This window comes from Halorubrum tebenquichense DSM 14210 (assembly GCF_000337415.1).
Taxonomy (GTDB): domain Archaea; phylum Halobacteriota; class Halobacteria; order Halobacteriales; family Haloferacaceae; genus Halorubrum; species Halorubrum tebenquichense.
Window position 1 is genome coordinate 1 of record NZ_AOJD01000016.1, and the last position, 20,626, is coordinate 20,626.

22 protein-coding genes and 1 tRNA gene are annotated in these 20,626 nt (G+C 70.0%); 10 read left to right on the forward strand and 13 right to left on the reverse strand.

Going from position 1 to position 20,626, the window contains the following annotated elements; translation table 11 throughout:
- Window positions 1-191 (reverse strand): DUF7260 family protein (locus C472_RS01315; protein WP_006627977.1); only part of this gene is annotated, 191 nt, incomplete at its 3' end.
- Between the two features lie 167 nt (window positions 192-358).
- Here C472_RS01315 and C472_RS01320 point away from each other — a divergent pair.
- Window positions 359-724: a cupin domain-containing protein gene (locus C472_RS01320; RefSeq protein ID WP_006627978.1), complete on the forward strand. Its 366-nt coding sequence runs from the start codon at window positions 359-361 to the stop codon at window positions 722-724.
- 50 nt (window positions 725-774) lie between these two features.
- Here C472_RS01320 and C472_RS01325 read toward each other — a convergent pair whose 3' ends face one another.
- A complete protein-coding gene (locus C472_RS01325; RefSeq protein ID WP_006627979.1) occupies window positions 775-1,113 on the reverse strand; it encodes a hypothetical protein in 339 nt (112 codons plus the stop codon).
- Window positions 1,110-3,569 (reverse strand): penicillin acylase family protein, encoded by a 2,460-nt coding sequence (locus tag C472_RS01330; RefSeq protein ID WP_049906166.1) that lies wholly within the window; start codon window positions 3,567-3,569, stop codon window positions 1,110-1,112. The genes C472_RS01325 and C472_RS01330 overlap by 4 nt, the downstream gene beginning before the upstream one ends.
- 87 nt (window positions 3,570-3,656) lie before the next feature.
- On the opposite strand from C472_RS01330, the gene C472_RS01335 reads away from it, so the two are divergent.
- A complete protein-coding gene (locus C472_RS01335) occupies window positions 3,657-4,397 on the forward strand; it encodes a competence/damage-inducible protein A (RefSeq protein ID WP_006627981.1) in 741 nt (246 codons plus the stop codon).
- A gap of 73 nt (window positions 4,398-4,470) precedes the next feature.
- Here the strand turns inward: C472_RS01335 and C472_RS01340 are convergent, their stop codons facing one another.
- The 4 genes from C472_RS01340 to C472_RS01355 all read right to left on the reverse strand — a co-directional run bounded on the left by C472_RS01340 (window position 4,471) and on the right by C472_RS01355 (window position 8,420).
- A complete protein-coding gene (locus tag C472_RS01340) occupies window positions 4,471-5,034 on the reverse strand; it encodes a hypothetical protein (RefSeq protein WP_006627982.1) in 564 nt (187 codons plus the stop codon).
- A 106-nt stretch (window positions 5,035-5,140) separates the two neighbouring features.
- Window positions 5,141-5,518: a YccF domain-containing protein gene (locus C472_RS01345; protein ID WP_006627983.1), complete on the reverse strand. Its 378-nt coding sequence runs from the start codon at window positions 5,516-5,518 to the stop codon at window positions 5,141-5,143.
- Between the two features lie 108 nt (window positions 5,519-5,626).
- Window positions 5,627-7,303 carry an acyl-CoA synthetase gene (locus tag C472_RS01350; RefSeq protein ID WP_006627984.1) on the reverse strand — a complete coding sequence of 559 codons (1,677 nt, stop codon included), beginning with the start codon at window positions 7,301-7,303 and terminating at the stop codon, window positions 5,627-5,629.
- Between the two features lie 184 nt (window positions 7,304-7,487).
- On the reverse strand, window positions 7,488-8,420 hold the full coding sequence (locus C472_RS01355) for an aldo/keto reductase (protein ID WP_006627985.1): 933 nt from the start codon (window positions 8,418-8,420) through the stop codon (window positions 7,488-7,490).
- Between the two features lie 136 nt (window positions 8,421-8,556).
- On the opposite strand from C472_RS01355, the gene C472_RS01360 reads away from it, so the two are divergent.
- From C472_RS01360 to C472_RS01380, 5 genes are all read left to right on the forward strand, one after another.
- Entirely contained in the window at window positions 8,557-9,189 is a 633-nt protein-coding gene (locus C472_RS01360; RefSeq protein WP_006627986.1) for a LysE/ArgO family amino acid transporter, read from the forward strand.
- A 157-nt stretch (window positions 9,190-9,346) separates the two neighbouring features.
- The gene (locus C472_RS01365) at window positions 9,347-9,778 is read left to right on the forward strand and encodes a hypothetical protein (protein ID WP_006627987.1); all 432 of its coding nucleotides are present in this window, start codon (window positions 9,347-9,349) and stop codon (window positions 9,776-9,778) included.
- 94 nt (window positions 9,779-9,872) lie between these two features.
- Window positions 9,873-10,814: a carbohydrate kinase family protein gene (locus C472_RS01370; protein WP_006627988.1), complete on the forward strand. Its 942-nt coding sequence runs from the start codon at window positions 9,873-9,875 to the stop codon at window positions 10,812-10,814.
- A 157-nt stretch (window positions 10,815-10,971) separates the two neighbouring features.
- Complete coding sequence (locus tag C472_RS01375; protein WP_006627989.1) at window positions 10,972-11,634, forward strand: PH domain-containing protein; 663 nt, start codon at window positions 10,972-10,974, stop codon at window positions 11,632-11,634.
- Window positions 11,627-12,157, forward strand: a complete 531-nt coding sequence (locus C472_RS01380; RefSeq protein ID WP_006627990.1) for a PH domain-containing protein — start codon at window positions 11,627-11,629, stop codon at window positions 12,155-12,157. Before C472_RS01375 ends, C472_RS01380 begins: the two co-directional genes overlap by 8 nt.
- 264 nt (window positions 12,158-12,421) lie before the next feature.
- On the opposite strand, the gene C472_RS01385 is transcribed toward C472_RS01380, so the two are convergent.
- The 3 genes from C472_RS01385 to C472_RS01395 form a co-directional block, all read right to left on the reverse strand.
- Entirely contained in the window at window positions 12,422-13,741 is a 1,320-nt protein-coding gene (locus C472_RS01385) for a methyl-accepting chemotaxis protein (RefSeq protein ID WP_006627991.1), read from the reverse strand.
- A 182-nt stretch (window positions 13,742-13,923) separates the two neighbouring features.
- Window positions 13,924-14,400, reverse strand: coding sequence for a hypothetical protein (locus C472_RS01390; RefSeq protein WP_006627992.1), 477 nt, complete (start codon window positions 14,398-14,400; stop codon window positions 13,924-13,926).
- Window positions 14,401-14,904: 504 nt separating this feature from the next.
- Entirely contained in the window at window positions 14,905-15,798 is an 894-nt protein-coding gene (locus C472_RS01395) for a DMT family transporter (RefSeq protein WP_006627993.1), read from the reverse strand.
- Window positions 15,799-15,918: 120 nt separating this feature from the next.
- Here C472_RS01395 and C472_RS01400 point away from each other — a divergent pair, with 120 nt between their 5' ends.
- The gene (locus C472_RS01400) at window positions 15,919-17,118 is read left to right on the forward strand and encodes a threonine synthase (protein ID WP_006627994.1); all 1,200 of its coding nucleotides are present in this window, start codon (window positions 15,919-15,921) and stop codon (window positions 17,116-17,118) included.
- Between the two features lie 207 nt (window positions 17,119-17,325).
- Here the strand turns inward: C472_RS01400 and C472_RS01405 are convergent.
- Window positions 17,326-17,400, reverse strand: a tRNA-Val gene (locus tag C472_RS01405).
- Window positions 17,401-17,480: 80 nt separating this feature from the next.
- On the opposite strand from C472_RS01405, the gene C472_RS01410 reads away from it, so the two are divergent.
- Window positions 17,481-18,020, forward strand: coding sequence for a hypothetical protein (locus C472_RS01410; RefSeq protein WP_006627995.1), 540 nt, complete (start codon window positions 17,481-17,483; stop codon window positions 18,018-18,020).
- A gap of 59 nt (window positions 18,021-18,079) precedes the next feature.
- On the opposite strand, the gene C472_RS01415 is transcribed toward C472_RS01410, so the two are convergent.
- Both C472_RS01415 and C472_RS01420 read right to left on the reverse strand, forming a co-directional pair.
- Entirely contained in the window at window positions 18,080-18,358 is a 279-nt protein-coding gene (locus tag C472_RS01415; RefSeq protein WP_006627996.1) for a DUF7553 family protein, read from the reverse strand.
- A 140-nt stretch (window positions 18,359-18,498) separates the two neighbouring features.
- Window positions 18,499-19,455 (reverse strand): alpha/beta fold hydrolase, encoded by a 957-nt coding sequence (locus tag C472_RS01420; RefSeq protein WP_006627997.1) that lies wholly within the window; start codon window positions 19,453-19,455, stop codon window positions 18,499-18,501.
- A gap of 159 nt (window positions 19,456-19,614) precedes the next feature.
- Between C472_RS01420 and C472_RS01425 the strand changes: the two genes are divergently transcribed.
- Window positions 19,615-20,626 (forward strand): sulfatase (locus tag C472_RS01425; RefSeq protein WP_006627998.1); only part of this gene is annotated, 1,012 nt, incomplete at its 3' end.

Genomic DNA, 20,626 nt, shown 5'->3' on the forward strand with positions numbered 1-20,626 from the left:
CCGTCCGGCCCGCCGATCCCCGCGCCCTCCGTCGGGTCGGAGCGCGCGCTCTCGTCCGGGATCGACGACGCGCGGCCGCGGAACGCCCGGAACGCCTCCCGCTCGTCGACGACCCGCCGCCGCTCGACCCGGAGCGCCGCCCGCGCCGCCTGAATCGGGTCGCTCTCCCCGTCCGCGCGAGTCGCTGTCATACGCCGCGCCTCGCGGCGACCCCTCCTAAACGCTTATAATAGGTGTATCGCGACCGGCGGAGCGGTCCGGACCGCTCCGGAGCGGTATATAGCTCCGGCGTCCCGGCCGGGGATCGCTCCGGGCGTCGGTGGACAGCGGTTTTCCCGCTCCGCCGCCGACCGCCGGTATGGAGAAGGTGGCGCTCGCCGAGGCGTTCGACTCGTTCGACGAGACGTGGTCCCCGCGGCTCGCGGGCGAACTCAACGGGCAGGCGGTGAAGCTCGCGAAGGCCGACGGGGAGTTCGTCTGGCACAGCCACGCGGACGCCGACGAGCTGTTCCTCGTCCACGCCGGCCGGCTCCGGATCGAGTTCCGCGAGGGGTCCGACACCGTGCTGGAGCCGGGCGAGTTCGCGGTCGTCCCGCGCGGGACCGAACACCGCCCGGTCGCGGAGCCCGAGGCGGAGATCCTCCTGTTCGAGCCGAGCGAGACTCGCAACACGGGCGACGTCGAGACCGACGAGACCGTGACCGACTTGGAGCGGCTGGACTGAGCCGCCCTCGGTCGGACTGACACCTCCCGGAACCGCCCGACCGCCACGCGTCAGGGGACGGCGGCGCGGGCGAGCGACCCGAGGAGCGGCAGCCCCAGTCCGGCTCCGACGGCGACGTAGGCGACCGGCCGCATCCCCGGTACGGCGGCGGCCGCGGGCCCGAGCGACGCCGCGAAGACGGCGAGCGCGACGACGCCGGCCCCCAGCGCGTACGCGACGCCGCGACGGACCGTGGGGGCCGCGAGCGACGCGAGCGCGCCGGCCGCGACCAGCCCGACCCAGTGGACCGTCGCGAGCCCGATGCCGACGCCGAGGGCGACGAGCAGCGCGACGGCGTGCGGGCGCGGCTCGGTCCTGACGCGCTCGCGGAGCGACGGCGAGTCGCTCATCGGGACCCCTCCTCGGACGAGCGGAACCGCACCGCGGGCTCGCCGCCGGCCCCGAGCGGCATCGGGCGCTGGTCGTTCGCGAGCCACCGCCGGAGCTGGTCGTCGTAGTGCTCCGAGAAGTAGTCGCCGGAGTTGCCGCCCGGGAGGACCGCCGTGGCGTCGGTCCCCGGCCGCACGGCCATCCGCCAGCTCGACCCGACCGCGGACTCGACGCGGTAGTTCTTCACCGTCGCGGGCGAGCCGTCGGCGGGCAGGTCGCCGTAGTTCAGGAACGGGGCCTCACCGCCGACGGGGTGGTCCATCGCCCGGGTGGTGTTGTAGTCGCCGTACGTCTCCCAGCCCTCCTCGTCGATCTCGGCGAGCGCGTCGCGGAGGCTGGCGACCGCGAGGTCGCCTCGCGAGCGCCCGTCGAACAGCGGGTCGTCGTCGGGGAGCCGCGCGAGCGTCCAGTCGCTCGGGTAGTACGCCTCGCCGAGGTCGGCGTCGGCGAAGGCGGGCCCGAAGACGCGCTCGCGGAACGCCGGCAGGTAGCGAGCGAACAGCAGCGCCGCGCGGGAGTCGCGGCCCATTCGGTAGTCCCACGGGTCGAGCGCGTCGGCGGCGGCGACGAGCGACCGGTCGGAATCCGGCGCGTCGGAGCCGGAGCGGTCTCGGACCGCCTCCACCAGTTCGGGGACGAGTTCGGGCGCGCGGCCGTCGCGCACGTCGCTCTGGAGGCCGCGGTGGAACGCCGGGTCGGTGACGCCCTCCCCGTCGACCGCCGCGTCCAGCCGGTCCGCGATCCGCGCGCCGCGGTACGGGGTCGCGTAGGAGACGCCGACGTAGTGGGTCGGGTCGTCGATCGGGCGCTGATTCGCCGTCGAGAGGACGTCCGGGTCGATCGCGTGCGGCTTCTCTTCGAAGGGGACGAACCCGTCCCACGAGGACTCGCCGAACGGCTCAAAGCCTTCCCACTCGCCCTCACCGGCGGAGCCGTCGAAGATCCGGTTGCCGTCGACGACCTCGCCGTCGATCCGCCGGACCGGCAGCCGTCCGGTCGCGAAGTACAGCGTCCGCCCGTCGGCGTCCGCGTACACGAGGTTCTGCGTCGGGAGATCGAAGTCCCGCGTCGCGTCGAGCAGGTCGTCTATCCCCTCGCTGCGTCCGTACGCCTCGATGGCGACCGTGGTCCGCGTCGCGGTGTGGCCGGTCCACGCCACCCCGACCGTCCGGCCCTCGCGCTCGATCAGGGGGCCGTGGACGGTGCGGCGCACCCGGAGGTCGCGGTCCGCGCCGCCGGCGACCGGGATCGTCCGCGTCTCGTCCACCTCGAAGGAGCGCCACTCGCCGTCGTAGCGGTACTCGTCGCCCGCGTCGCCGACCTCGTAGCGGTAGCAGTCGAGCACGTCCGCGCCGAGGTTGGTGAACGACCACGCGCCGCGGTCGTTCGCGCCCGCGATGACGAACGGGACGCCGGAGAACGTCGCGCCCCGGACCGACCGCTCGGGCGTGTCGACCGCCTGCTCGTACCACAGCGGCGGCGCTTGTAAGGAGAGGTGCGGGTCGTACGCGAGTATCGGCGTTCCGCTTTCGGTGTGATCGCCGGCGACGACCCAGCTGTTCGAGCCGACGCCGGTCGGCGACTCGAAGCCGGAGAGCCAGTCGGTCAGTTCGGGGTCGACGGGGGCGACCGACCCCGCGGCGGACCCCGCGGTCGACCGGTCGATCCCGGTTCCGCTTCGGGCGGTCGACGCCGCCCGCGACTCGCTCAGCCGCGTCTCCGTCCCGTCGAGGATCGGGTCGTCGTGGTCGTACCGCGCCGGGAACAGCGCGGTCGCCCGCTCCTCGCCGAGGCGGTCGGCGACCAGCGCGCGCCGCAGCTCGCCGAAGTCGCCGGTGAGCGTCCACGAGATCTGCTTCTCCATCAGCATCGAGTCGACGGGCGTCCACGGCTCCGGCTCGTAGCCGATCAGCTCGAACTCAAGCGGGAGCGGGAGGTCTCCCATCGCGGCGTTGACGCCGTCGGCGAACGCCTCGACGAGGGGGCCGGCGCGGCTCTCGGCGACGACCTCCCAGGTGGCCTCGGCGGCCTCGGCGAACCCCATCGCGACGTTGAACTCGTCGCTCGACAGCGTCGCCTCGCCGATCACCGCCGAGAGCCGGCCGCGCATCACGCGGCGCTGGAGGTCCATCGCGAACAGGCGGTCGAACGCCTGACAGTAGCCGACCGCAAAGTACGCGGCGGACTCGTCGTCGGCCGAGACCCGCGGCACCCCGAACTCGTCGCGGGCGACCTCCGCGGGGCCGTGCGGGCTCTCGACGACCTCCGGGAGCGACCGATCGGCGGCGTCCCACGCGTCGCCCGACAGCGGGGCGAACGAGTCGAGGAGGTCGGCCGCGTCGCTCGCGGCCAGCCCGGCGGTGCCGGCCGCGAGGGCGCTCGCGAGGACCGCGCGGCGCGTGGTGTCGCGTGTCACCTCCCGACCGAGGTCGCGGTCTCCCATTATCGTTTGGGTGACTCCGTCGGGAAACGTACATCCCTCGCCCGGCCGAACGGTCGATCGATGGAGGTCGCGCTGATCACGGTCGGGGACGAACTGCTCTCGGGGGACACGGTGAACACGAACGCGAACTGGCTCGCCGGCGAGCTGAGCGAGCGCGGCGTCGCCGTGGGGCGGATCCTATCGATCCCGGACGACAGGGCCGAGATCGCGGCGCGGGTGCGCGAGTACGCGGCCGCGTTCGACGCCGTGATCGTCACCGGTGGGCTCGGCAGCACGCCGGACGACGTGACGATGGAGGCGGTCGCGGACGCGTTCGACCGCGAGATGGTCGTCACCGACATCACGCGCGAGTCGGTCGAGCGGCGGCTCGCGGCGATCCGCGAGCAGGTTCCCGACCGCGAGTTCGACGTGGACGTCGCGGCCGAGGCGGCGGTCCCCGAGGGAAGTCGCCCGCTCGTGACCGAGGCGGGGCTCGCGCCGGGCTGCGTCCTCGAAGGCGTGTACGTCATGCCGGGGATTCCGGACGAACTGAAGGCGACCTTCGAGACGGTCGCCGACGAGTTCGCGGGCGACCGCCGCTCCCGGTTCCTCTACACCGTCGAGCCGGAGTCGAACATCATCGACGCCTTGGAGGAGGCGATGGACCGGTTCGACGTGGTCGTGGGCTGTTACCCCGACCGCGAGGCCGAGCACAACCGCCTGAAGGTGACCGCGACCGACGACGCGGCGCTCGACGACGCCGCGGCGTGGCTGCTCGCGAACGTCGACGCCAGCGAGACGCCGGTGTCGCGGGACTGGTGACCTCGCCCGGACCGGAGTCGGCGCGTCCGACCGCGGCCGCGCCGCCCCCGAACGCACCGCTCGCCGACCGCGCTCAGTACCGCGAGAAGTTCTCGTCCGGGTAGACGTACCCGTCGTCGAGGTCGACGACCTCCAGCGTCGCCAGCCGGTCCAGCCGCGCGGCGGCGTCGCCCTCGTCGACGCCCAGCTCGACCGCCCGCGCGAGCACCCGGTCACGCGTCGGCACCGACTCGACCAGCCCGTCGTCGTCTAGGACCAGCTCCTCGGCGACGATGGCCTTCAGAACTGCGCCGTGCTGGCGCTTCGACGGCGTCCGCTCGTCGCCGGTCCACTCCACCGAGAGCGTGCCGTCGTCGTTGACGTGCGAGACGACGAATCCGTCCGGGAGCGTCTCCGTCAGCGCGGCGACGAGCGCGGCCCGGTCGAGCCGCGCCCCGAACCGATACCGGTCCCCGTCCGCGGACTGACCGAGTACCTCGACGTTCGCCCCCTCTCGCTCGACGGCGTCGGAGACCGACGCCGCCAGTCGCCTTCCGATCGCCTTCCCCACCTTGTCGCGCTGGTTGGCCGTTTTCCTCGTCTCACTCGCCAGCGCCTCGTACCGTCGCATCCGCTCGTGTAGCGGGGTGTCGTCCATGCGTCCCCACTCGGAGCCAGCGAATTACCTCTTGTGTTGGCGACCCGCGCGCCAGCTGACTCGCCTCTGCCGGATCGACCTCGCCGACCGGGCGGCGTGGTCGGGATCAGCCGTGGAACCGGTACAGCGACGTGACGTACGGCAGCCGGTTGAGCATCCAGACCGCGACCGGCAGCCCCACGACCGTGACCGCGAGGACCGATGCGACGTTCGCCCACAGCAGGCTCAGCCACCAGCCGACGAGGACGAAGTAGATCCCCCGGACGGCGAGCGAGCGCTGCCCGCGCGCCGACTCCGGCTCCGAGAGCGACCGCGGCTCCGCGAGGGTGAGCACCGTCGGCACGAGGTTGATGAGTTTGATGCCGAACGGGAGCAGGACGACCGTGACGTTGAGCGCCCACGCGAGGTTGACGACGATCGGGGTCGCCCACCAGCCGACGAACACGAACCACAGCGCGCGGACCGGAAGCGAACGTTGTGCCATCGGTCGGGGTTGCCCTCCTGCCTGTAAACCCGTGTCGCCTCCCTCCGCGGTCTCACTCGTTCGGGCAGCGACAAACTCGACCGGGGGTGTCGAGCGCGTCGCTCCGGGCTACGCTTCGGCGTCGGCCTCGGCGTCGTCTTGGAGCTCCGTGCGCCGGATCTTTCCGGTGACCGTCTTCGGCAGTTCCGTGCGGAACTCCAGTTCCCGCGGGTACTCGTGGGCGGAGAGCTCCGTTTTCACGTGGTCTTTGATCTCGGCTTTGAGGTCGTCGGAGGGCGTCGCCCCCTCGCTCGGCACGACGTACGCCTTCACGATGTTGCCCCGCTCCGGGTGCGGCTTCGGGACGACCGCGGCCTCGGCCACCGCCTCGTGTTCGCCCAGCGAGCTCTCGACCTCGAAGGGGCCGATGCGATACCCCGCCGAGAGGATGATGTCGTCGGCCCGGCCCTCGAACCAGAAGTAGCCGTCCTCGTCCTTGTGCGCGAGGTCGCCGGAGCGGTACCACTCGCCGTCCGGGCCGTCGACGAAACACGAGGCCGTCTTCTCGGGCTGCTCCCAGTACTCCGCGAAGAAGCAGGGGTAGTCGCCCCGCTGGGCGATCTCGCCGGTCTCTCCGGGGTCGAGCACCTCGCCGGTGTCCGGGTCGACGACCTCGGCCTCGATACCGGGGAGCGGTTTCCCCATCGAGCCGGGGCGCACCTCCATCGTGGGGTAGTTGTTGATGATCATGTTCCCCGTCTCCGTCTGCCCGTAAGTGTCGAGGATCGTCACGTCCAGCGTCGCTTCGCCCCACTCGACGACGCCGGCGCTGAGCGGTTCGCCGATCGAGAGGGCGTGCCGGAGGTCGAGGTCGACGCCGTCGATGACGCCCTCGTTCTCGCGTAGCATCCGGTAGGCCGTCGGCACCGAGAACAACACCGTGATCGGGTACTCGTCGAGCAGGTCCGCCCAGGTCTCGGGGTCGAACTCCCCCTCGTACGTGAAAAGCGCCGTCCCCCAGAACCACGCGCCGAGCGTGTTGATCACGCCCGTCAGCCAGCCGAGATCGCCCGTGCTCCAGTAGAGGTCGCCGGGCTGGAGGTCGACCGCGTCGCGCTGGGTGGCCGCGACGCCGGCGATCCAGCGCTGCCTGTGGAGGACGCCCTTCGCCGGCCCCGTCGTTCCGGAGGTGTAGTACAGGAGGGCGTCGTCTTCTCCGCCGGTCGCGGCCGTCTCGTAGGTCGTCGCCGCGTCGTCGAGCGCGGGGCCGAACACGGTGTCCGCGGGCGGGGCCCCGCCGCCGCGGTCGACGGTGATGACGTGGTCGACGCTCGGCGCGTCGGCGAGCGCGTCGGCGACCGTCTCGCGGTTGTCGGTCGTCGTCACCACCGCGCTCGCGTCGCAGTCGCGGAGCCGATACGCGATCCCCTCGGGCCCGAACCGCTCGTTGACACTCCCCCAGACGGCCCCGCGCTTGAGCGTCCCGATCATCGCCACGTAGTGTTCGGGGATGCGCGGCATGTACGAGACGACGCGGTCGCCGGCAGCGACGCCGAGCGTCTCCAAGACGTTCGCGAACTGGGCGGAGCGGTCGGCGAGCTCCCAGAACGTCAGCGTCGTGAGCTCGCCGTCGGTCCCGACCTGATACAGCGCGACCGCGTCGCGGTCCGTCGCGTGACGGTCGACCGTCTCGTGGGCGATGTTCAGCTCGGCCGGTGCGTCCCAGTCGGCCTCGTCGTAGACGTCCGTCCAGTCGAACGCGGCCCGACGCTCCTCGTACTCGGTGAGGTTGTGCCGTGTCCCCATGACCCATGTACCGACCGCCCCCGACATAATATCAACGGAAAATAATGATGTACGCAGCTCGCCCGCTGTCGCGGTCACGGGGCTGAAGAACTCTCCGCGTGCCAACGAGAACTGCCCGACTCCGGGTCGATACGCGGCCTCAGCTGTGACCGTCGACCGGCACCGGCTCGTACGGCTCCGCCAGCTACTCGAGATCGGACGCGGACAGGTCGATGTCGAGCGCCTCGACGGCGTCGACGACGTATTCGGGCTTCCGGGCCCCGATGATCGGGGCGTCGACGGCGTCCTGATGGAGTAGCCACGATAAAGCGATCTGCGCCATCTTCACGCCCTTCTCGGCGGCGAGTTCCGCGACGCGCTCGTTGATCTCCCGGCCGCCGTTGTCCGCGTACGTCTGAAGCCGCTCGTGGAGGTACTGGTCCGTCTCGCCGCGAACGGTGGCCTCCAGCTCGTCGTGCGGGCGAGTGAGGAAGCCGCGCGCGAGGGGGCTCCACGGGATCAGTCCGATGTCGTTCTGCTCGCAGAACGGCACCATCTCGCGCTCCTCCTCCCGGTAGGCGAGGTTGTAGTGGTTCTGCATCGTGACGAACGGCTCGTGACCGCCTCGGTCCGCCGCGTGGACCGCGTCGGCGAACTGGTGGGCCCACATCGACGACGCGCCGAGATGCCGCACCTGTCCCCGCTCGACGGCGTCGGTGAGCGCGCGGATCGTCTCCTCGATGGGCGTCTCGTCGTCCCAGCGGTGGACCTGATAGAGGTCGATCGTCTCCATCCCGAGCCGGTCGAGGCTGTTCGCGAGCTCCTGCTCGATGGCCTTCCGCGAGAGCCCGCCGGAGTTCGGGTCGTCGTCGTCCATCTGGAAGTACACCTTCGTGGCGACGACCTGTCGGTCGGCGTCGTACCCGTCGAGCGCCTCCCCGAGGACGCGCTCGCTCTCGCCGGCGTTGTACGCGTTGGCGGTGTCGAAGAAGTTGATCCCGTGTTCGACGGCGGTGTCGACGACCTCCTGCGCCTCCGCCGCGGACAGGTGCCACTCGGCGTCGCCGCCGAACGTGTTGGTCCCGATTCCGATGCGGCTGACCTTCGTCCCCGAACCGCCCAGCGTCGTGTACTCCATACCACGGCGACGGGTGGCGAACGGGAAGCCGTTTGGTTCCCGTTCGAGACCGGCGTCGAGTCGTTGGAAGCCCGCCCGCCTTGCCAGTATCCGGCTACTGTAGTTGCCCCCGATAGTTGGTCGAGACAGCTTCCAGATGGCCACGACGGCGCTCGTCCACGGGCTCGCGCTCTCGCTCGGCCTGATCGCCGCCGTCGGCCCGCAGAACGTGTTCGTCTTCCAGCAGGGCGCGACCCAGCCGCGACTCCGGCGCTCGCTGCCGACCGTCCTCACCGCCGGCGCGGCCGACACCGTCCTCGTTCTGGCCGGGGTGCTCGGCGTCTCCGCCGCGGTGATCGAGTTCGCGTGGCTTCAGACGGCCCTCCTCGCTAGCGGGGTGGCGTTTCTGGGCTACGTCGGGTGGGCGCTCGTCGCGGCCCCTACCGCGGCCCTCGGCTCGCGAGACGAGACGCGCCTGAGCGTGCGCGAACAGGTCGGGTTCACGGCGTCCGTCTCGCTGCTCAATCCGCACGCCATTCTGGACACGATCGGCGTGATCGGAACGAACGCGCTGGCGTACGCGCCACCCGCCCGGTGGGCGTTCACCGCGGCGTGTCTCCTCGTCTCGTGGGGGTGGTTCCTCGGACTGGCCGCCGGCGGCCGGCTCCTCGGGGAATCGGTCCTCGCCGACGGCCGACTCCGGTATCTCAACGTGCTCTCGGCGGGGATGATCTGGGTCGTGGCGCTCTACATGGCGTGGCGGCTGCTCGGACTCGTCGGCGTCCGCTGACTCGGTCGTGGCGCGCCCGCGGTCGCGTAATCGTCGGCTGACGGCGACTGCGATCGGACGGCGGTGAAGACAGCGACCGGTGGGTCCGGTAGCACGGGAACTCGCTCCATCCTGTGACTTACCAGCGTGGCCCACCAACCGACGGTACGCTTCGAGTATGGACGACGGAACCCCTCTCCAGTCAGCGTCGGACTCCCCCGACGAGAAGCAGGTCGTTCGGTGTGCCGCCTGCGAGTCCGCCCTTCGGTCACCGGGACGGGGCAGCCTCTCGTTTCTGCTGCTCGACGGGTTGACGGTCCCGCTCGTCGGATGTGACGACCATCTGGAGGAGTTCCGGGCGCTCTGCGGGCTCGCGACCGACGGTCCCGCCGACCTCCTCGATCACCGCCCGGCCGGCGGCGTCAACTGCCCGAGTTGTCGTCACGCACCGCAGCAGCCGCGCCAACGGGTCATCCCGGTCGGGAACGGCGGGCTGGCGGTGCTCGCGTGCGAAACCCATCAGTCCGACGTCTTCTCTCGGTTTCGAACCGGCCTCCGAGTACGCGAGCATCTCACTGATTCGATCGACGCGGCCTCCACCGACCCGTGACGCATCAGGGACAGACGGCCGGAGGCGGGGTCGCGGCCGACGTGCCACGCCACCCGCCCGAGGGACCGATGAGCGACCGCCTGTCGGAGGAGCGATGAGCGACGGTCAGCGGGGCGTGTTGGCCGTCGGCGACGCGACGATCGACCTCTATCCGGCGGACGGGTCGTCGATCACTCCCGGCAGCCGGTTCGCGTGGCACGTCGGCGGGACGGCGACGAACGCCGCGCGATGGGCGGCCTCGCTCGGCTGCGAGGCCGGCCTCGTGACGAATCTCGGATCCGACGTCATGGGAGAATTGGCCGCCCGGCACCTCGCGGACGGCCCGGTGGACACGACACACGTAACGCGGGTCGACGCGCCGTCACCGCTCACGCTGTACGTGCCGACGGAGGACGGCGACCGGTGGAACGCCTGGGTGGCCGGCAGTTGCTACGGCTTCACGCCGCCCGCCGATCCCGCGTCGCTCGTGGCTCCCTACGAGCGGGTTCACCTGGAAGGCGTCACGCTGCCGCCCGCGGTGAACCAGACTGCGGTTCGACGGCTCGCCGAGGCGGCCGCGGAACGCGGGACGCGCGTCTCGGTCGATCTGAACGGGCGCGCGAACCAGTGGGACACGCCTGACGCCTATCGGCAGGCCCTCCGCGACGTGTTGGGCCGCTGTGATCTGATCTTCGCCGGGACGGACGACCTCGCGGTGGCGGACGTCGACCGGACCCCGGCGGGCGTCCTCGAACTGCTGCCGTCGGATCACTCGGCGACGGTGTTCGTCACGGACGGGCCGGAGGAAACGACCGCGTTGACCGTCGCGGACGGCGCGATCGCCGAGCGGGTGACAGCGACGCCGCCGTCGACGACCGTCGCGACCACGGCCGGGGCCGGCGACGCGTTCGCCGGCGCGGTGCTCGCCGCGCTGGACGACGGCGTCTCGGATCTCGAGGAGCTGGCGGCCATCGGGAACGCGGCCGGGGCGGCCGCCGTGGCGACGATCGGCCCGTTCGACGCCGACGGCGCTGATCTGACCGGCGGTCTGTTCTGAGCAGACGTCGGTTGCGGATCCCGACGGAGCCGATGAACGCGCGGTTCCGCGGCCCGTTCGCGAGCGCGACCCCGAACGAGTCGCCGGTGGAGCTCGCCGGAGCGATGCCTATTTCACGCCCCGCTGAAACCGCCTCTGTGGGTGACACCTTCGACAGATGTCCGATTCAGCCCTCCAAGACGAGCCGACGACGGGATCGGAGCACACGGCCGGACCGGACCTCGACTGGCTGTCCGTAGAGGACGGCGAGGAGGTCCGCTGGGCGAGCACCCCGCATAAGTACAGCATCGTTCCGGCGCTCGTCGTCGGGATCCCGCTGTCGCTGGTCCTCATCGGGATTCCGATCATCGTCGCCAGCTACCTCCAGTACACCAACACCAACTACGTCGTCACGAACAAGGGCCTCTACAGCAAGCGCGGGATCCTCTCGCGAGACGTCCAGCAGATCGGCTTCGACAAGGTCCAGAACATCTCCTACTCCCAGTCAGCAGTCGGCTCGTCGCTGGGGTACGGTTCCGTCGACGTCAGCACGGCCGGCGGCTCCGGCGTCGAACTCCAGTTCCGCAGCATTCCGAACCCGGCGGCCGTCCAAGAGCTGATCGCGAAAGAGATCGACAGACGGCAGGGGAGCGACGCCGGCGGCGCGGCCGAGACCGACGAGGTGCTCGACCAGATCCTCGTCGAGCTCCGCGCGATTCGCTCGGCGGTGGCCGACGACGCGGGTCAGCCGCTCGACTCCTCGCCGGGTTCGGCCGACGTCGACGTCGAGGCGAGTCCGAACCGGGCCGCGGACGGAGCGATGGAACAGGGCGATGAGTGACTCGTGGCTGTTCCTTCGCGACGACGAGACGGTCGTGTGGGAGGGGACGCCGCGGCTGTCGGCCGCGATCGGCGGCGTCGCCGTCGGGACCGTCATCGTCGCGTTGAGTCTCGCGGCGGCGGCGACTACTGACCCACGCCTGGGGGTGGCGAGTCTCGTCGGGCTCGCGGTCATCGCGTGGTCGGTGCTCCGGGTCCGCCGCACCAACTACGTCGTCACGACCCGCGCCGTGTGGCTCAAGCGGGGCGTCCTCGGGCGGACGGTCCGCCGCGTCGGCCTGCCGCAGGTCCAGAACACGGCCTACAGCCAGCCGGTGACCGGGTCGCTGTTCGGGTACGGGACCGTCACCGTGGAAGTCGCCGGCGGTCCGGATCTGGCCTTCCGCCGGATCGACGACCCCGAGACCGTTCGGCGAACCATTACTAGTCGGATCGGCGGCGACACCGCGGACGTTCCCGGGACCGTCGATCAGTGGCGCGAAGTGCTCGCGATCGTCCGGGATCTCAAGAGCGCCGTCGAGTAGCGAACCACGAGCGGACCTTGGACGAATATCGGCGAGAGCGGCCGCGGAGTTGCTTTCTCCTCGAAGTGACGCGGCGATCGACGGGGGATCTGCGACCGTGACCGTCACACGTTGCCCACTCGTCGTCGACGCAGAGGGGCGTCCCTCGATCGAACACTCCGTGAAATTCGAGGGGAACGTGGCCGCTGACCGCCGGAAGCAACTCGCGTACACGGCAGCGACGCCGGACTCTCTCGCAGGCGGTCGCCCGCGGCGCTGCGGCCCTCAGACTGACCGGTTCATCACGCTCGCGAGCCGCCGGTCGATCTCTTCGACCTCCCGGGTGAGACGGGTCACCATCTCGGTCTGACTCTCGTTTTCGTCCGCGATCTCTTCGATCTCGTCGCTGACGACGTGCGCCCGATCGGAGACGTCGTCGACGGCGCTCGATATCTCCTCGGCCACGCTCGCCTGTTCGTCGGTCGCGGCGGCGATCTCGCTGATCCCGCTTTCGGTCTGTTCGACGGCCCGCAGAATCTGTTTCTGATTTTCGAGGACGCCCTGGATGTCGTCTCTCGCGGACTGGATCTCGTCGTTGGCCGCCTCCACCTCGTCGGTCGTCTGGGTCGCCTTCGCTTTGATCCGCGCGACGATCGCTTCGATCTCGTCGGCCTGGTCTTGCGACCGGTTCGCCAAGTTCTTCACCTCGTCCGCGACGACGGCGAACCCGTCGCTGTCGCTGCGCGCCGCCTCGATGTTGGCGTTCAACGCGAGCATGTTCGTCTGCTCGGCGATGTCGTTGATAACGCCGACCAGCTCTTCGACCTGTTCGATCTCGTCTCGCAGCTCCGCCACGTCGTCGGCGACCGTCGCCGACGTCGCGGCCGTGTCGTCGACCTGATCGATGACTTCCTCGGCGGTCTCGACGGAGTCTTCAGCCAGCTCTCTCGATTCGGCGCTCTGGCTGCTGACCTCCTCGGCGCTGGAGGCGATCTCCTCGACGGTGGCGCTGAACCCGGAGACGTCGCCCTGGGTATCTTCGAGTTCGGCCGCTTGTTCGGAGACCAGCTGTGTGATCTCGTTCGATCGGTCCGCGACCTCGGAGGTCGACTCACTCAGTTGGGCCATCGACGTCTCCACGTTGTCCGAGAGCTCCGCTTGGAGGTCCGACAGCGTCTCGCGCTGTTCGACGACGGTGGTCACGTCGAACAGCAACTCGACCGCCCCGACGACCTCCCCGGTCGGCGTCTGGATGGGCGTCCCGATGGCGCGGGCGTGGGCTCGCGTCCCGTCGGGCCGCTCCGCGGAGCGGAACTCGTCTTCGCGGATGGGAGTTCCCGTGCGGACGACCTCCTCGGCGAGCGTCTCGTCTTCGCCCTCTGTTCCGAACACGTCGTACGCGTTCATGCCGACGGCCTCGCTCGCCGGCAGGCCGAGGAGCTCGGCCGTCGCCGCGTTCCACTGGGTGATGTCGCCGGCGGCGTCGACGACGAACGCCGCCTCGGGAAGGTCCGCGATGAACTGTTCGAAGGTGTGTCGCCAGAACGCTCCGTCCGACGCCGTCTCCGTGGCTTGGAGCTGGTCGTTGTGCGTCTCTGTGGACATACTGGCAGGTATCAGTTGGGACTCATGTGGGTTACGCCGGGATTATTGGAGTTGATACGGAATCCGCCGGTTCCACCACTCGGCTAGTCGGGGGCCCGGATCAACCGACTCCCGTTGAACTAATATTTTTCAATTGTGATGTTGTCCGGAATAACTGGTCGGCCGGAACTGTGTGCCGAGTGTTACTCTTCGACCGTGAACTCGTCCGAACAGACCCGTGAAGACGCGGTGCGGGTGTATCGCCCACAGTCGTCTCGCACCTGTAACCACACGCCGTCTTCGTAGTGGGCGACCGCCGTCGCACACTCGACGGTGTCGTCGGACTCGTCTCTGACGTCACTGACCGGTTTCGACGTCCACTCGGTGTCGGCCACCCGCGCAGCTACCACGTACTCACCCGAGGTCGAGCCCCAATCGCAGTCGACGACCGCTCCGTGAATCCGTCCGTCCTCCTTCTCTCGTAGTTGACGGGACGACTCGTGGACCGTCTCGCCGTCCCGGTCGACGCGCAGGTCGATCCGGACCGGATCGGACGTGTGGTTCACGGTCGCGAACCGCGCGAGACGAATCGGGGCGTCGTCGACGACGGTGTCGAGACAGCCGGCGGTCGACGCCGCCGCAGTAAGCCCGATAGTCGAGAGGAGGGCGCGTCGTTGCACACGGCATACACGGGAATCCCCAGTAAATCTCTTTTGACGAACGCGACGCGAGACATCACGGCACCGGTACCCGCTGCGATGTGCCCCGCCCCGAGTGCCTCGATACAATCGACCCGGCGTTCAGACGGGAATGCGTCCGACAGACAGGCTTTCAAGCGAGCCGATCGACCCACTTCCGAGAACCACCCGCGGAACGATGGGCTCCGACCGATCGCCCGAACTCCTCGTCGTCGCCGTCCGGTATATCTCCGTGTACGTCTCCGCGATCGGCCCGGCGGTCGAGTCGGCGACCGGCCTCGACACGCTCTCGACCGCACCCGGGGGCCTCGGTCGCGCGTGGGCGCTAATCCCGAATCCGCAGGGCTGGCCGCTCTGTGTCGGCTACCTCCCGGGTCCACTACGCGTACCTGTTCGTTCGCGCCCGACTCACGGGCCGGTCGATCGACGCCTACTGGAACGAGTACTCCCTGACAGCACGCCCCGGTAATTCTGCGTCCCCACGCGTCAGAACAGCCCGCGCAGCGCCCGCCACTTCGCGGCGACGAACCCCGCCAGGATGAACGCGAACCCGGCGACGGTCGCGGGCGTCACCGCCTGTCCGAGCGCGAGCCAGCCCGCGAGAGCGGCGAAGACGGGGATCACGTACTCGATGAAGCTCATCTCGATCGGGCCGAGGTCGTCAAGCAGCGTGAAGTACAGCAGGAAGCCGCCGACGCCGGCGACCGCGGCGAGGTACGCGAGCGCGCCGAGCGCGGCCGGCGTCCACGCGGCGGCCGCGAACGACTGGCCGGGGAGCGCGAACACGGCGGCGTGGAGGACGACGGCCCCGATGGCCATCATCCACGCCTGCGTGGCGAGGAACGGCATCGACGGCGACCGGCTGTGCGTGACGACCGCGGCGACGGCGAAGGCGAGCGCGGACGCGAGCACGAGCGACACGCCGAGGACGCTGTCCGCGAGGTTCGCGGGGTCGGGGTCGGCGATGATCACGACGCCGACGAACCCGAGCGCGACGCCGAGCGCGGTGGCGGCGGTGAACTCCTCGTCCGTGGAGACGAGCCGTGTGAGCGCGGGCGTCACCACGGGGACGAGCCCCAGCAGCACGGCGGCGACGCCGCCAGTGACGTACCGCTGGCCGGCGAAGAGGAACGCGTGGTGGGCCCCGATGATGAGCGCGCCGCCGACGAGCACGTAGACGTAGTCGTCCCGGGTCCGGGGGCGGACGTCCGAACCGGAGACGAACACCGCGACGAACAGCAGCGCGGCGGCCACGTCGAAGCGTACGGCCGCGAACGGCACCGCCGGGAGGTCGGCCAGACCGACGTCCGTCGCCATGAACGCCGTCCCCCAGACGGCACACAGGAGTAGGTACCGGCCGGCCGTCCCGTAGCGACGCATTCACGCGGAGGTCGCCGCCGACGGCGAAGTACCCGTCGAACTGCTCCGACGCTCCGTGCGTCCGGACCGCACTCGATGGCCACCGGGTACCACTTAGTGCGGTGCCGCCGTAGCGCCGGTATGGATCGGCTGGTCTGTTACGACTGCGGGAGGACCTACTCGTTCGGGACCGCCGCCCGCTGTAGCTGTGGCGAACCGCTGTGGTTCGACATCGACGACGCCGCCGTCTCGTGGCCCGACACGGGGTCGGCGGCGACGGACACAGGCACGTCCGTCCACGACGGCCTCTGGCGGTACGCGTCGGTGCTTCCCGCGGCGGTGCCGACGGGGCTGGCGGCGGCCGCCGGCGGAACGCCGCTCCTGCGAACGCCCTCGATCGAGACCGCCGACGGCCCGCGAATTCACCTCAAACTGGAGGGGACGAACCCGACGGGGAGCTTCAAAGATCGGGGGACCGCCGTCGGTATCAGCCGCGTTGACGGCCCCGTGGGCACCGTTTCACACGGGAACATGGCGTTGAGCGTCGCCGCTCACGCCGCCGCGATCGACCGCGAGGCGGTCATTCTCGTCGCCGAGGACACCCCGGACTCCCGCCTCGCGATGATCGCCCAGCACGACCCGCACCTGTTCCGGGTTCGCGGCGACTACGGCCGACTCTACGACGACACGCTCGACCACGACCTCGGCGTCACGTTCCTCAACTCCGACAGTCCGCTGCGGGTCGCCGGCCAGAAGACCGTCGCGTACGAGATCTGCGAGGCGTTCCGCCCGGCGGTGCCCGACGCGATCGTCTTACCGGTCAGCAGCGGCGGGCAAGCGAGCGGCGTCTGGAAAGCGCTCCGGGAGCTGGGCTCGGCGGGACTCATCGCCGATCTGCCGCGGATCTATCTCGCACAGGCGGCGCGCTGTGACCCGATCGCGCAGGCCTACCGACGCGGAGCCTCGCGGGTCGACCCCGTGACCGACGACCCGACGGCGGCCGTCTCCATCAACAACGCCGATCCGCCCAGCGGGAACCGGGCGTTGGCGGCCGTCGACGACACCGACGGGGCAGTGGTGTCCGTCGCCGAGGAGAGCTTGCTGGCCGAGACGAAGCGGCTCGCCGCCGACGCCGGGGTCTCCGTCGAGCCGTCGTGTGCCGTGGCCACCGCTGCGGTTCAGCAACTCGCTGAAGCTGCTGAGATCGGCGCGGACGAGGACGTGGCCGTAATCTTGACCGGGTCCGGGTACAAGTACGACTCGCCGGAGATAGCGTCCACGGCCGTCCGTGAAATCGACCGAAGCGACGTTCCGGCCGCGGTCCGCGACCTCGCGTCATGACAGATTCCGATCGGGATTGCTATCCCGCGTCTCCGTAGAGACCCTGCGTTTCATTGGGGGTAGAGGGAGTCTCCGTTGTACCACTCGGTAGACGCCGACGGTTCGGATGCGTTGGCTTTCTGTGACTCGACAGGACTCGACAGAAGTTGACCACCCATTGCGGGACGTGATCGGGGTTGTCTCCTTCAGAAAAACGCAGGAAGCGTATGGGTTGGGGCGGATTCGAACCGCCGGCCTGCTCCGTGTGAAGGAGCCGTCATAACCTGACTAGACCACCAACCCGCGCACTCCGAGATATCCGACCTCCGGACTTAAGGGTTACCTTACGAAGCTTCATTCTGCCCCCGCCCGGATCCCCCGGCGTGCCCCACGAACTCCGCTTCCTCGAACGCCTCCGGCAGGGCGTCGCCAGTCTCCTCCACGCGCCGCTGTCGGTCGTCGGACTGTACGCCGAACGGCGCACGCCCCGCGAACAGTACGCGTTCACGCTCCACGAGCCCTATCCGGTCGTCGAGGCGCAGCTCCACCGACTCGGCTTCGTTCGCAACCTCGTCTCCTCGCTCAAATATCGGGCGTACGCGACCCCGCCGGAGACGACCGTCGCCAGCTGGGTCCGCTACCCCGAGGGCACGCTCGCCAGCGACGACCAGCTCCACCTCGCCTTATATGTCGGGCGCGACCGCGCGACGACAGACGTGTACGCCCACTGGGAGCCGTCGTGGATCCGCCGCCCGATCCGCCACTACCGCGCGACCGACGTCGACGCCCGACGGGGGATCGAGCGTGCGCGGTCGCTCTTCGAGAATGCGGGCATCGAGTACGCGGTCGTCCCCGCAGAAGCGCGGATCGGGGTCGACACCACCGAATCGGCGGAACCGCCGGCGAACACGCCGATCGGGTAATCCGTCGCTCGCTCGATCCGACGCTCAGTCGCTCACCTCGCAGCCGTGGGGACGGCCGCCTATTCCTCGGCGGCGTCGCGGCCGCGGTACTCGGTGACGCGCTTGCGGGCGGACGCGACGGCCTCGCGGGCCTCACCCTCGGCGCGCTCTTCGAGCCGCTTCAGGTCGCTCTGGAGCTTGTCCAGCCGCGACGGCTCCGGTTCCGGCTCCTCGTCTTCTCGGCCGACGAGCTCTTTCACGCGCGCTTCGACCGGTTCCAGCTCCTCCACGACGCCCGCCTTCGCGTGTTCCGTCGCTCGACCGAGGTAGTACCGTGCGTCTTCGAAGTGTTTGCTCATATCTGTCCTTTGGTGAAGGGCAGATATAACCTTTGTGGCGATACGTCGAGGACAGTATTCGACGAGACGGTCGACAAGCCGCTGTCGAGACCGGTAAACACCCGTCTAAAGTCGTCCAGATGTGAAAACAGGCCGCTGGCTCACTGCCGCGCGCCCGGCGGCAGCGGGTCGGCGTGGTCGGCGATCGCCGCCGCGACGCGGTGCGGGTGTTCGTGGACCACCCAGTGGGTGGCCTCGTCGATCGTGAGCAGGCGGCCGTCAACACAGCGCTCGACGCTCTCGTGGGCCAGCCGGTGCGCGAGGAACTGATCCTGTGCGCCCCAGATCACGAGCGTCGGAACGGTCACCTCCGTTTTGATCGGCTCCGGGCGGTCGCGGACGATCGCGCGGTACCAGTTCACCATCGCCTCGAACGCGCCGTCGCGGTCCCACGCCCGCCGGTAGCGCCGCAGGTCCTCGTCGCCGAAGGTGCCGGGCGCGCTCGTGTCGCGTAACGCGTTCGTCGCCAGCCGCCAGTTGCCCGCACCGGCGACCGCCTCGGGCAGCTTCGGCAGCTGGAACGCGAGCATATACCAGCTCTTGAGCCGCTGATCCCACGACCGCCGGAGCGCGCGCTCGAAGACGCTCGGGTGCGGGACGTTCACCGCGACCAGCTCCGAGAGGCGAGATTCGTAGTTGAGCGCGAGCCACCACGCCACCGCCGCGCCCCAGTCGTGGCCGGCGACGGCCGCCGTCTCGCGGTCGTAGGCGTCGATCAGGCCGACGACGTCGCGCGCGAGTTCGTCGATGCGATAGTCGCTCACGGCCGGGGGTTTCTCCGAGCAGTTGTAGCCGCGCTGGTCGGGGACGACGACGCGGTACCCCGCGTTCGCGAGCGGCGCGATCGCCTCGTGCCACCCGTACCAGAACTCGGGGAAGCCGTGGAGTAAGACGAGCAGCTTCCCGTCCTCGGGGCCGGCCTCGACGACGTGAAGCGTCACGTCGTTCGTCTCGACCGCGCGGGAGCGCCCCGGGACCGCGTCCGGGATTTCGTCGGCGGCGATCGGCTCCGGGAGGCGACCCTCGTCGACCGCGCGCCCAGTCGGCGGTTCGGGCATACATGTGTCGTGGGCCGGAGCCGACAAATAGCTACCTCGCTCGGCCACTTCGCTGATCGAAATGCTCAAGCCGCTGGCAGGCCGCACTCCGGGTATATTCGCAATTTCCCGCGGGTCGTTCGCCGAACGAACGATTCCGGGAAATTCGCTTCGTACCCCATGACATCCGACTCGACGACCTCTTCAGCCGCGGACGCGCCGGACGGGGACGCGACCGTCTCGAACGTCGTCCTCGTCACGGTGGACTCGCTGCGCGCGGACGCCGTCTCGCCGTACGACTCCGAGCGCCGCTCGCCGGTGATCGACGACCTCGCGGACGGCGGCACCGTGTTCGACCGCGCGTTCGCCACGGGCAACTGGACGCCGTTCTCGTTCCCCTCGATCCTCGCGTCCGAGCCGGTGTTCGCCCGATCCGGCGACATCGGCGTCGACGAGTCCGACACCCTCGCGGAGGTACTCTCGGAGGCGGGGATCTCGACCGGCGGGTTCAACGCCGCGAACGGCTTCCTCACCGACCACTGGGGGTATCCGGACGGGTTCGACGAGTTCGAGCCGTTCGTCACGAGCGTCGGCTCCAGCGTGTACAGCCGCTATCTCGCCGCGCACCCGACCGTTGAGGCGTGGATCCAACTCGCGACCTCGCCGGTCCGCCGGCTCGGGTCGAAGCTCCGCGGCGACAGCGACGACCGCCCGTTCCTCGACGCCTCGCGCATGTTCGACGTAGAAGACGCCGCGACCGCGTTCGTCGACGACACCGACGAGCCGTTCTTCCTGTGGGTCCACTACATGGACACCCACACCCCGTACGTCCCCGCGCCGCGGTACATCCGCGAGGTGTCGGACGGCATCGTCGGCACCCACCAGATGCTCCACGCGCACGCCCGGACGAGCCTCGGGCTCGAAGTCGGCGAGCGCACGCTCCGCGAACTCCGCACCCTGTACCAGGCGACGGTGCGACAGGTGGACGCCAGCGTCGGCCGGCTGCTCGACAGCTTGGACGCCGCCGGCGTCCGCGACGACACCGCGGTGTTGCTCGCGGGCGATCACGGCGAGGAGTTCCAGGAACACGGCCACCTCGCGCACTACCCGAAGCTGTACGACGAGCTGATCCACGTCCCGCTCGTGGCGGACGTGCCCGGGCTCGACGGCGGGCGCGTCGACGGCCACGTGG